Raw genomic sequence first — 11,654 nt, forward strand, 5'->3', positions numbered from 1 at the left:
GCTATTCTCCTCGGAGGACTTCGATGGGGCGGATGCGGGCGGTGAGCAGCGCCGGAACCAGCGCGCCGATGATGGCGACGCCGAACACTGCTGCGATGCCGGCGGCAAGGATGCCGGGGGACACGCTGGCCGTGACGGAGGTCAGCAGCTGGGACGTGCCGCCGAACGGGCCGCCCTGTCCGCCTTGGAACTGTCCGCCCGGGAATCCTCCGCCAGCCCCGGCGAACCCGCCGCCGCGCTGGCCGGCGGGGGCCGCAGTCGTGCTGGTGTTTGAGCTGACGAGGGCGGAGGCGATGCCGCCGCTGGCGAAGGAGGCGATAACGGCGCCCACCACGCTGCCGAGGGCCACCAGGACCAGGGCCTCGAGCACGAACTGCAGCCCGATGGTCCGGCTGGGTGCGCCGATGGCTTTGAGGACGCCGATTTCGCGGCGGCGCTCGCGGACCAGCATGACCATGATCAGCAGGATGATCAGCCCCGCGGTGCCCAGTGCGGCGATGAACGCCACCATGGAGATGTTCTTGACGCTGTCCAGGGAGGTGACGGCGGTTTCGAGGTTGCGCTGGCCCTGGGTGACGTCGGCCTTGTCGGTGCCGAGTGCGTTCTGGAGTGCTGTCTTGGCGGTCTCGACGTTCTCCATGCTGTCCACGGTGACGATCATCGTGGACAGTTCGCCGGGCAGCTCGGCCAGCGTTTGGGCCGTGGGGAGCGTGACGTAGAGGGCGTTGTTGCCGAACGCGGTGCCGGCGTCGAACAGGCCGGCGACGGTGAAGGTCTTGCTGTTGATCGTGAAGGTGGAGCCGACCTTGAGGTTGTTCTTCTCGGCGAGCGTGGTGCCCAGCAGCGCTTTGGCGGATTCCTTGGTGTAGTCACCCAGGCCGGTGCCCGAGGTCAGTTCCAGCGCCTTGCCGGTGCTGTCCACCTCCGCGCCGGTGCCGGTGGCGGTGATCGGAAGGGACCGCGCAGGCTGGGCGGTGCCGGTGGTTCCGTTTGTCCCGGTGGTTCCGGTGCTGTCCTGGTTGCGTGCGCCGAGCGTTCCGGCGTCGACGGCGGCCGTGAGGCTGGTGGTCAGCGTGGTGGTCTGGCCACCGGGGCCGCCGCCCTGCCCGCCGCCCGGGCCGGCCTGCGTTCCGGCCGCCGCCTGTGCTGCGGCCTCGGTTGCATTGCGCAGCCGCAACGCTTTGGTTCCGACGACGGCGGTCACGTTTGGAACGTCCGCGGCGGTTGCTGCCTGCTCGGCGGTGAGCGGCTCGCCGCCGCCTTCGAAGCCCTGGCCGCCGGCCGGGTTCACCGTCAGCACGGTGCCCACCGAAGCGTTCAGCTCCTGGACTTTGGCGCCGACCGCCTGGTTGGCCACCAGCATGGCCAGGGCCAGGCCGATCGCGACAGCCAGCACGGCCACAACGGCGGCTGTTCGGACCTTGTTTCTAAACGCATTGCCTACACTTCGGGCGAGGACGCTCACTGCACTCCTTGGGATCACATGCCGGGGGATTGGCCGGCTTCGGATTCCACACTGGTGCCCGCTGCTGTGCGGGAAACGGGCCGAACCTATGTTTCCGCTGTGAAGCCGTGGCGACGCGGGTGAGGAAGCGTGGGGGTGGGGGCGGCAGGACGTGAGGAAGCGTGGGGGTGGGGGCGGCAGGAGGTGAGGAAGCGTTGGGTGGCGGCAACGGAAGAGCCCCGGCCCTCCTTCGTGAACTGGTCACTCGGGGGAGCCGGGGCTCTGTGGTGTCTGCGGTGTTACTTGGTGATCGGGCCGAGAACCGGATCGTCCACGTAGGCCGTCTTGACGTTTTCCTTGGTCACGATGACCGGCTCCAGCAGGTAGGCCGGAACGGTCTTGACCTTGTTGTTGTAGGACTTGTCATCGTTGATCTCAGGCGTCTTGCCGGCCTGGATGTCCTTGACCATGACGATCGAGTGCTCAACGAGCTTGCGGGTGTCCTTGTTGATGGTGGAGTACTGCTCGCCGGCCATGATGGACTTGACCGATTCAACCTCGGAGTCCTGTCCGGTGACCACCGGAAGCGGCTTGCCGGCAGCCTTGACGGCGGTCAGCACCGCACGGGCCAGGGTGTCGTTCGGGGACAGCACGCCGTCCAGTGACGCGGAGGTGTAGCTGCCGGTCAGGAGCGTGTCCGCACGGCGCTGGGCGTTTTCGGCCTTCCAGCCCTGGGTGACAGCCTGTTCGAAGGACTTCTGTCCGGAGAGCACCTTCAGCGTGCCGTCGTCGATCTTCGGCTGCAGGACGCTCATGGCGCCGTCGAAGAAGACCTTGGCGTTGGCATCGTCAGGGGAGCCGGCGAAGAGCTCGATGTTGTACGGGCCCTCCGGCTTCTTGGCCTTCATGCCATCCAGCAGCGCCTTGCCCTGCAGTTCGCCCACCTTGAAGTTGTCGTAGGCCACGTAGTAGTCCACGTTCTCGGTGTTCAGCAGCAGGCGGTCGTAGGCAATGATGGTGGCGCCGGCGTCCTTGGCCTGCTTCAGCTGGGTGCCCAGCTGGGCGCCGTCGATCGCGCCGACGATGATGACCTTGGCGCCCTTGGTGATCATGGCGCTGATCTGGTTCTGCTGCTCCGAGACGCCGCCGTTGGCGAACTGCACGTCCGGCTTGAAGCCGGCCTCGCTGAGGCCGTCGTTGAACAGCTTCTCCGCCAGGACCCAGTTCTCGCTGGTCTTCTGGGGAAGTGCGACGCCGATTGAGGAGTCCTTGGGGAACGCCTCCCCGCCGCCGGTGCCGCCGCCCGTGGTTCCTGACTCGGAACGGCCGCAGGCTGTCAGCGCCAGTGCCGCAATGGCAGCCATTGCTGCCGCCTTTCCTGCCTTACCAATCATTCGCATTTGCTCGGTTCACTTTCTTTAGGGGTGGGAAAAACATCCGGGGAGCGGGCGGTGCTCAGGCTTCCCGGGAGATGGTTTCCTTGGTGGAGGTCACTTCGTCGGGCTGGAGCGGGGTGCCTCCGCTGGGGCGGTTGAAGTTCTGGGTCAGCATGCCGATGATGGAGCGCTTGCCCTGGCTCTTGTTGTAGACGTCGAACGCGACGGCGATCAGCAGCACCAGGCCCTTGATGATCTGGGTCAGGTCGGCGCCGACGCCGAGCAGCTGCAGGCCGTTGTTCAGGACAGCCATGACCAGGCCGCCGACGATCGAGCCGATCACGGTGCCCACGCCGCCGGTGACCGCGGCGCCGCCGATGAACACGGCCGCGATGGCGTCAAGTTCCCAGCCCACGCCGTCGAACGGTCCGGAGGCTGTGGAGCGGCCGACGAAGATCATGCCGGCGAGGCCGGCCAGGATGGCCATGTTCATCATGACCATGAAGTTGACCTTCTTGGACTGGACGCCGGAGAGTTCGGCCGCGTGGCGGTTGCCGCCCACGGCGTAGATGTGGCGGCCGACGACCGTCTTGGAGGCGATGAAGCCGTAGACCAGGACCATGACGGCCAGGATGAGGCCGGGGATGGGGAAGGACGTGCCGGGGCGGCCGGTGGCGAACAGGTAGGTGGCGTAGAGGATGGCGCCGCAGACCAGGATCAGCTTGGTGGCCACCACCCAGCCCTCGGGGACCTCCGCGCCGAGGGCCTTCGCTGTGCGGCGGTTGCGCAGTTCGCTGAAGACCACGAACGCGACGGCGAGCAGGCCCAGCAGCAGCGTCAGGTTGTTGAAGCCGGTGTTCGGGCCGACCTCCGGAAGGTAGCCGGAGCCGATGTACTGGAAGTCCGAGGGGACGGGGATGGTGTTGGACTTGCCGACGAACTGGTTGAAACCGCGGAACAGCAGCATGCCGGCCAGCGTGACGATGAACGCGGGGATGCCCACGTAGGCCGTCCAGAACCCTTGCCAGGCTCCGATCAGCGCACCAAGCGCGAGGCCCAGCAGGATGCCCGCGTACCAGGGGATTCCCCAGTCCCGGATGGCCAGGGCCACCGTGACGCCGACGAAGGCCGCGACGGAACCGACTGACAGGTCGATGTGGCCGGCAATGATCACCAGCACCATGCCGATGGCCAGGATCAGGATGTAGGAGTTGCCGTTGAAGAGGTTGATCACGTTGCCCGGCGTCAGCGTGCGGCCGTCGGTGGCGATTTGGAAGAAAATGATCAGCGCCACCAGGGCGAAGATCATGCCGAATTGACGGGTGTTGCCGCCAAAGAGCTTCTTGAGCGCGTTCATTTGTCAGTCCTTGTTCTGGAAGGGTCTGGAGGGTTCCAGAGGGTCAGGCGGCTTTGCGGTTGGAGGTCATGAGTTTCATGAGGCTTTCCTGGCTGGCCTCCTCCTTGTTCAGGACACCTGTGATGGCGCCTTCGAAGATCGTGTAGATGCGGTCGGAGAGACCGAGCAGTTCGGGGAGTTCGGAGGAGATCACGATGACGCCCTTGCCCTGGTTGGCCAGCTGCTGGATGATCCCGTAGATCTCGTACTTTGCGCCGACGTCGATGCCGCGGGTGGGTTCGTCCAGGATCAGCAGGTCGGGGTCGGTGAACATCCACTTGGCCAGGACCACCTTCTGCTGGTTGCCGCCGGACAGCTTGGCCACGCCCTCCTCCACGGACGGTGTCTTGGTCCGCAGGGATTTGCGGTACTGCTCCGCGATGGTGAATTCCTTGTTGGCGTCCACCACCAGGCGCTTGCTGATCTTCTTCAGCGCCGCGGAGACCGTGGTGGTCTTGATGTCATCCAGCAGGTTCAGCCCGAGCGACTTGCGGTCCTCCGTGACGTAGCCCAGGCCGGCGTCGATGGCCTGCCTGACGTTCTTAAGGTGGAGTTCCTTGCCGTCCTTGTAGATCCGGCCGCTGATGAAGCGGCCGTAGGAGCGGCCGAAGACGGACCGTGCGAGCTCGGTCCGGCCGGCGCCCATCAGCCCGGCGAAGCCGACGATCTCGCCGCGGCGGACGAAGAAGTTGGAGCCCTTGCAGACCAGGCGGTCCTGGACCTGCGGGTGGCCCACCGTCCAGTCCTTGACCTCGAACAGGACCTCCCCGATCTTGGGCTCGTGGTCGGGGAACCGGGATTCCAGGGTGCGCCCCACCATGCCCTTGATGATGCGGTCCTCGTCCACGCCGTCGGCCTTGACGTTGAGCGTCTCGATGGACTTGCCGTCGCGGATGATGGTGATGGAGTCCGCGATCTGCTCGATCTCGTTCAGCTTGTGGGAAATAATGATCGAGGTGATGCCGCGGCCTTTCAGGCCCAGGATCAGGTCCAGCAGGTGCTGGGAGTCGGATTCGTTCAGTGCCGCCGTGGGCTCGTCGAGGATGAGGAGCTTCACGGACTTGTTCAGCGCCTTGGCGATTTCCACCAGCTGCTGCTTGCCGACGCCGATCTCCTTGATCGGGGTGTCCGGGTCCTCGCGCAGGCCCACCCGGGCCAACAGCTCACGGGACCGGGTGCGGGCCTCGGCCCAGTCGATCACGCCCCGCTTGACCGGTTCGTTGCCCAGGAAGATGTTCTCCGTGATGGAGAGTTCCGGGATGAGGGCAAGCTCCTGGTGGATGATCACGATGCCGGCATGTTCGCTGGCCCGGATGTCCTTGAACTGCTGCACCTCGTTCTGGTACACGATGTCGCCGCTGTAGCTGCCGTAGGGGTACACGCCGGAGAGCACCTTCATGAGGGTGGACTTGCCGGCGCCGTTCTCCCCGCAGATCGCGTGGATTTCGCCGGCCTTCACCCGAAGGTTCACATCGGACAAGGCTTTAACACCGGGGAATTCCTTGGTGATGGAGCGCATCTCCAGGAGAACCGGTTCGCTCTGCGTGTTGAGGGACGTCATTTGCCCTTACGCCTCCAATGCATTGACTTCGTTGTCTCCCCTGCAAGTCACAGGGGCCGTCTGATGAAAAAAGTAGATGGAGCATGCCGTTGTCGTCAAGTCTTTAACGCAACGGCGGGATAACGAAACGCTACGTGCGCCGGATTCCTGCGTGCTGGAAGACCAGCGAGGCGGCGCCCAGGGCCTCGGCCCGGTCGTTCAGCGAGGACATGGTCAGGGTGGTGGTTTCCCCGACGACCGGCACGGCGTGCCGCACCAGCCCGCGCCGGATCGGGTCCAGGAGGATGTCGCCCAGCCCCGCCAGCGGACCGCCCACCACAATCACCTCGGGATTGATCAGGTTCGCCACGTTCCCCAGCGCGCGTCCCACAGCCAGGCCGGCGTCGTCCACTACGCGCAGGGTGGCGGCGTCCCTCGCGAGTGCTTTGCGGACGATGTCCTCGGGCGTGAGCGGCCGCTCCTCGCCCCGGCTCAGCAGTTCGATCATGGTGGTGGTGGAGGCGATGGTTTCCAGGCATCCCCGGTTGCCGCAGCGGCAGATCAGGCCGTGTTCGTGGATGGTCGCATGCCCGATTTCGCCCGTGATGCCGACGTTGCCGTAGAAGGGGTTGCCGTTGAGGATCAGCCCCGCGCCAATGCCCGAACCGATCTTCATGAACAGCAGGTTGCTGACGCCGCTGTGGGGTCCCCACGTGACCTCGGACAGGGCACCCAAATTCGAGTCGTTGTCGATGAATATGGGGAACTGGAACGCCTCTTCGAGGCGCTCCAGGATGTCGATGCCCACCCATTCGGGAAGGATTGCCCCCTGGGCGACAGTGCTGGTCCGGTGGTCGATGGGGCCGGGAATTCCGACGCCGGCACCCACCACTGCGCTGCGCTCCACCCCGCTGTCGGCCAGCAGTTTGTCCAGCAGTGCGACGGCGGCCTGGATGCCCTGCTCGGCCTGGTGGCCGAGGGGCAGGAGGACGGATTCTTCGGCGATGATGTGGTAGCTGAGCGAGGCAAGAACCACCCTCAGGTGCCGCCGGCCAAAGTCGATGCCCACCGCCACGGCGCCGTTGCTGTTCAGCCGGACGTTGAGCGCCCGCCGTCCGGAACTGGTGGTCGGCTCGGTGGATGCGAGCCCCGAATCCTGCATGATTTTGACGATGTTGGACACCGTCGCCGTGGAGAGTCCCGTCTGCCGCGCCAGTTCCGCCTGGGTCGAGGGGCCGTTCAGGAGACACTCGATGATGCGCTGCTGGTTCAGGCTCCTGAGGGCCGATTGCGACCCGGGGTTTTTGGTTCGGCTCCTCGTTGAGCTCGATGGTGAGGGCATGAAATGAACATTGCACCATTCCCGCCCTTGTAGTCAAGAAGTTAACGCAATACCCCGGCATCTGGACGAATAACTCGTGGCGGGCGATCCATCCCGCGGAGCGTGCGGGACGGTGCAAATGGACCGGACTGGGGGCCGCCGCCGCAGATACGCTGATGGAAACGGCGCCCGGTGCTGGGCGGGGCGTCCACGAAGACTTGAGGTGATCACGGTGAAGCTGGCGCTGATGCAGGCGAACTCCAGTGTTTTGGACATCGAGCGGAACTGCGCCGCCATTGACCGGGCGGCGCGGACGGCCGCGGAAGCTGGCGCCGGGGTGTTGCTGACCCCCGAGCTTTTCCCGGTGGGCTACGCCCCGCTGCGTGTCCGGGCCGAGCTGGACCCCGGGACCCTGCCCGGCCTCCGGCGGACTCTGGCAGGCATCGCCGCCAAGCACCGGATTGCCCTCGTCTACAGCCTGCCCGCTGTTGCGCCCGGTGGCGAGTGGCAGATCACCGCGACAGTCCTGGACCACGCCGGGAACGAATTGCTCAGCTACGCCAAGGTCCACCTTTTTGGCCCGGAGGAGCGCAAAGCGTTCAGCCCCGCGGAAGCAGCCCCCGCCGTCGTCGATCTGGGCGGCCTCAAAGCCTCGCTGGCCATCTGCTACGACGTGGAGTTTCCGGAGACAGTGCGCGCGGCCGCCGCGGCGGGCGCCGACCTGCTCCTTGTCCCCACCGCACTGGCCCACGGCTTCGATTCGGTTCCGCAGGTGCTGCTGCGGGCCCGGGCGCTGGAGAGTCAGCTGACAGTGGCCTACGCCAACCACTCCGGACAGGAGGACGGCTGCACCTTCCTGGGCGGGAGCGTCATTGCCGGACCGGACGGCGAACTGCTGGCCTCTGCTGGTCGCGGCGAGGAGCTTGTGTATGCCGAGGTCAGCGCCGAAGCGGCCCGCCGGGCGCGGGACGCCGTGCCCTACTTGCGCGAACGGCGGCCCGACGTCTACCGGGCCTGGGAAAAGCCCGGCGCCGCAAAGCCTTCGCAGGACTAAGCGCCGGCCTGCAGATCGTCCACGTACTGCAGCGCAATCCAGAGTTCGGCCCGCACCTGCGCCTGGTTCAGGTCGGTGTCCAACAGCTCGGCCACCGCATTGATCTGCCGGCGGACGCTGTTGCGGTGGAGGCCCAGCGCTTTGGCGGTGGCATCCCAGTTGCCGTTCTCGCCGAGCCATGCCTTCAGCACGGACAGCTGGGCGGTCCGGCGTTCGCTGTCCTGGCTGAGCACCGGCTCCAGCAGCCGGCCGGCCAGCATCGTTCCGGCCTCCTGGCCGAGCAGTCCGGTGACCGTCCACGTCACTTCACCCACCCGCGCGCTCTTGCCGGTGGTCTGGACGCGCTGCCGCAACGCCGTCACCCGCTGGTAGGCGCTGCTCAGGTCCGTGAGCTCGCTGGGGGCCCCGATGACCAGCCGCCACCCCAGCTTTTCGACTTCGGCCAGCAGCGCATCGTCCACCCTGAGCCGGGTGATCGCAGCGAACCCGTAGTCCGTGAGCTCCACGAGTTTGGTGTCGAACAGGCGGCGCCACTGCAGCAGCTCACGGACCGGGCTTTCGCCGGCGCGTCCGGCGGCCTTGTCCGGCCGGATGCCCTGCACGGCACCGGCTACCTGCGCCCCGGCGCCTTCCTGTCCGGTGTCTTGAATTCCGGCGCCCTGGGCTCCAATGTGCTGCGCTGCCCGGACTCCCTGCACAACGCGCAGCTGGGCGGACCGCGTGGAGGACGTACTCTGGGCCAGCAGGTCCCGGAGACCGTTGATGTGCCGCGCCCCGCCGGCGGACAGGCTGTCCGGGTGCAGCAGCAGGGACGTTGCCAGCTGGCTCGGCGCCAGCGATCCGCTGGTCCGCTGCCGGACCAGGAGCTCCAGGAGCCCGACGGCGGAGGAGACCACGCTGTTCTGCGCGGGCGTCAGCGGGGCGTCAGTGCCCAGCACCAGCGCGCCGAGGTTGGCATCGCGCGCACTCCGCAGCGGATGCCCGAACACGAGACCGGACCCCGGGCGGTCCAGGGAATCCATCTCCACACGGGGACCGCTTCCGCCCAGGAGCCGGCCCAGCAGCGGCTGCAGCGCGGCAACCTCGACGCCGGAGCCTGCCCGGGCGCGAACCCGACCGTCCGCGCCGATCAGCATGGCCCACACCGGAACCCGCTGGGCGAGAGCGGCGAGCAGTTCGTGTTCGGGCCTGGCGGACAGGACAGCACGCATCAGCTGCCGGTTGGTGTCCGCGAGGTGCCGGAACAGTTTGGCGTTGTCCGACTCGAGGAGCCGGGAAAACTCCAGGCCAATGGCGGCGAACGGGATGGTGCTCGGCACCTGCAGGAGGGTCAGGTTGTGCCGGACGCAGGCGGCCACCACGGTCTCTGGGACGGAGCTGAAGTACGGCTCGAGGCCGAAGCCGAGTGCCACGACTCCGGCCTTCACCAGGCGCCGGACGTAGGCGTCGACGGCGGCCGCGTCACCTGCGGCGCTCATCGCACCGTCACCCCCGGCGCCGGCTGGTACGGCACCCGCGGCGCCCATCGCACCGTCTTCCGTCCCCTCACTGGCCGCGCGGCCGCCTGCGCCCCGGTCCCGCATTCCGCCTGCGCCGCCCACGAAGGGCAGGCCCGCCGTGAGGAGGAACTCGCCGTCGAGCAGGTAGGGCGTGGGGTCCTCCAGCTCACTCGGCTCAACCCACCGCAGCACGCCAGAGCCGTTGCCGCCGTCGTGAACCAGCTCCAGCCCGGCGGGCAGCCGTGCCAGGAGCTGGTCGAGGGTGACACCGCCCTGATGTTCAGCGGCCGAACCGGCGGCGGAAGGGGTGTCGCCGGTGCCGCCGGGCGCACCGGCCTGTTGTGCATTACGTCCCATGCCAGAACACTCTAGGTCATTTTGCACAGCATTGAGAGGTGACTCACATGCCTAGTCTGGAACGACGGAAAGCCCCCAACTACTCACGAACGGACGTCAATGATGACTGTGCCCACCCAAGCAGGACAGCGGCCTCCACTACAGGCCGGCCGCCCCGGACTGGCAGCCCAGCTGCTCCGCCGCAAGCCGATCGGGCAGATCGTGCAGGAAGCCGAGACGGGCCATGGCGGAACCCGGCTGGTGCGCAGCTTCGGGGTCCTGCAGCTGACGATGATCAGCGTGGGAGCCACCCTCGGCACCGGCATCCTGGTGATCCTGGGCGAGTCCGTGCCGCTGGCAGGGCCGGCCATCTGGATCTCGTTCGCCATCGCTGGCCTCGCCGCGCTGCTGTCCGCCGTGTCCTACGCCGAAATGGCCGGCATGGTGCCTGCCGCCGGATCCAGTTATTCGTACACGTACGCCACCATGGGGGAGGGCATGGCCTGGATCTGCGGCTGGTGCCTCGTGCTCGAATACGCCGTCTCCGTTGCGGCGGTGGCCGTGGGCGCGGGACAGTACGTCAACGAAACCCTGGCGGTCTTCGGGCAGGTGCTGCCGGATGCGGTGTCACAGCCTCCCGGCGACGGCGGCCTGGTGAACATTCCGGCCATGGTGATCGTGGTGCTGGCCATGGTTCTGCTGGTCCGCGGCGCCAAGGAAAGTGCGTGGATCAACACCGCGATCGTGGTGGTCAAGGTGGGCATCCTGGTCTTCTTCTGTGCCGTGGCCTTCACCGCCTTCAACGGCGGCCACTTCGAGCCGCTGCTGCCGATGGGGGCAGCCGGCGTCTCCGCCGCCGCCTCGCGGGTGTTCTTCTCCTACATCGGCTTCGACGCCGCCTCCACCGCGGGCGAGGAGGCCCGCAACCCGAAGCGAGACCTGCCCAGGGCCATCATGCTCTCCATGCTGATCGTCACCACCATTTACGTGCTGGTTGCCGTTGCAGCCATCGGCGCCCGCCCGTGGGGCTGGTTCGACGGCACCGAGGCCTCACTAGTGAAGATCCTTGAGGAAATCACCGGACAGCCGTGGATCGCTCTCATGTTCGCCGTCGGAGCGGTCCTGGCCATCGCCAGCATTGTGCTCACCGTCCTCTACGGACAGACCCGCATCCTGCTCTCCATGTCCCGCGACGGACTGGTTCCCCGCGTCTTTGGCCGTGTCTCGCACCGGACCGGCACCCCGGTTGCCGGAACGCTGATCGTGGGAACCGCCGTCGCGCTCACCGCCGGACTGGTCCCGCTCGGGGCGCTCGCCGACGCCACCAGCATCGGCACCCTGTTCGCGTTCGCCCTGGTGAACGTGGCAGTTCTCTACCTCCGCCGCACGCAGCCGGAGCTCCGGCGGACCTTCCGGGTTCCGCTGTTCCCGCTGACACCGATCCTGGGCGCGCTGATGTGCGTCTACCTGATGGCCAACCTGGGCGCTGACACATGGGTGACCTTCGGGGTCTGGATGCTCGTGGGCCTTGCCGCCTACTTCGGCTACGGCAGGCGGCACTCGCGGGTAGCCGCGCTGGGGCAGGAGGAATACCGTGAACTATCCGGCCGTGATTTTTCCCCAGCACCTGCATCCGCTGACCAGACAACCTTCCACCAGTAAAAAACACGAGACCACGGAGACAGACC

Annotated in this window: 8 protein-coding genes; 2 read left to right on the top strand and 6 right to left on the bottom strand. The window is 66.9% G+C overall.

What is annotated here, in order from left to right:
* Position 1: 1 nt before the first annotated feature.
* From ACFTR6_RS17185 to ACFTR6_RS17205, 5 genes are all read right to left on the bottom strand, one after another.
* A complete protein-coding gene (locus ACFTR6_RS17185) occupies positions 2 to 1,465 on the bottom strand; it encodes an ABC transporter permease (RefSeq protein WP_377958758.1) in 1,464 nt (487 codons plus the stop codon).
* Between the two features lie 278 nt (positions 1,466 to 1,743).
* Complete coding sequence (locus ACFTR6_RS17190; protein WP_377958759.1) at positions 1,744 to 2,844, bottom strand: substrate-binding domain-containing protein; 1,101 nt, start codon at positions 2,842 to 2,844, stop codon at positions 1,744 to 1,746.
* Between the two features lie 55 nt (positions 2,845 to 2,899).
* The gene (mmsB, locus tag ACFTR6_RS17195) at positions 2,900 to 4,177 is read right to left on the bottom strand and encodes a multiple monosaccharide ABC transporter permease (protein ID WP_076798436.1); all 1,278 of its coding nucleotides are present in this window, start codon (positions 4,175 to 4,177) and stop codon (positions 2,900 to 2,902) included.
* 43 nt (positions 4,178 to 4,220) lie between these two features.
* A complete protein-coding gene (mmsA, locus tag ACFTR6_RS17200) occupies positions 4,221 to 5,777 on the bottom strand; it encodes a multiple monosaccharide ABC transporter ATP-binding protein (protein WP_076798435.1) in 1,557 nt (518 codons plus the stop codon).
* 130 nt (positions 5,778 to 5,907) lie between these two features.
* Positions 5,908 to 7,098: an ROK family transcriptional regulator gene (locus ACFTR6_RS17205; RefSeq protein ID WP_087873660.1), complete on the bottom strand. Its 1,191-nt coding sequence runs from the start codon at positions 7,096 to 7,098 to the stop codon at positions 5,908 to 5,910.
* A gap of 211 nt (positions 7,099 to 7,309) precedes the next feature.
* On the opposite strand from ACFTR6_RS17205, the gene ACFTR6_RS17210 reads away from it, so the two are divergent.
* Positions 7,310 to 8,131: a nitrilase-related carbon-nitrogen hydrolase gene (locus tag ACFTR6_RS17210; RefSeq protein ID WP_377958798.1), complete on the top strand. Its 822-nt coding sequence runs from the start codon at positions 7,310 to 7,312 to the stop codon at positions 8,129 to 8,131.
* Here ACFTR6_RS17210 and ACFTR6_RS17215 read toward each other — a convergent pair.
* Complete coding sequence (locus tag ACFTR6_RS17215) at positions 8,128 to 9,987, bottom strand: PucR family transcriptional regulator ligand-binding domain-containing protein (protein ID WP_377958760.1); 1,860 nt, start codon at positions 9,985 to 9,987, stop codon at positions 8,128 to 8,130. The two genes, ACFTR6_RS17210 and ACFTR6_RS17215, sit on opposite strands and share 4 nt — an antisense overlap.
* A 102-nt stretch (positions 9,988 to 10,089) precedes the next feature.
* Here ACFTR6_RS17215 and ACFTR6_RS17220 point away from each other — a divergent pair, with 102 nt between their 5' ends.
* Entirely contained in the window at positions 10,090 to 11,628 is a 1,539-nt protein-coding gene (locus ACFTR6_RS17220; RefSeq protein WP_377958799.1) for an amino acid permease, read from the top strand.
* The last annotated feature ends 26 nt before the right edge of the window (positions 11,629 to 11,654 follow it).

The sequence above is a fragment of the Arthrobacter sp. NPDC057009 genome (genome assembly GCF_042673905.1).
Taxonomy (GTDB): domain Bacteria; phylum Actinomycetota; class Actinomycetes; order Actinomycetales; family Micrococcaceae; genus Arthrobacter.

Excerpts from the sequence above, each read along its gene's own strand:
- ACFTR6_RS17190 (WP_377958759.1), bottom strand. The coding sequence starts at position 2,844 with ATGCGAATGATTGGTAAGGCAGGAAAGGCGGCAGCAATGGCTGCCATT.
- mmsB (WP_076798436.1), bottom strand. The coding sequence starts at position 4,177 with ATGAACGCGCTCAAGAAGCTCTTTGGCGGCAACACCCGTCAATTCGGC.
- mmsA (WP_076798435.1), bottom strand. The coding sequence starts at position 5,777 with ATGACGTCCCTCAACACGCAGAGCGAACCGGTTCTCCTGGAGATGCGC.
- ACFTR6_RS17205 (WP_087873660.1), bottom strand. The coding sequence starts at position 7,098 with ATGCCCTCACCATCGAGCTCAACGAGGAGCCGAACCAAAAACCCCGGG.
- ACFTR6_RS17215 (WP_377958760.1), bottom strand. The coding sequence starts at position 9,987 with ATGGGACGTAATGCACAACAGGCCGGTGCGCCCGGCGGCACCGGCGAC.
- ACFTR6_RS17220 (WP_377958799.1), top strand. The coding sequence starts at position 10,090 with ATGACTGTGCCCACCCAAGCAGGACAGCGGCCTCCACTACAGGCCGGC.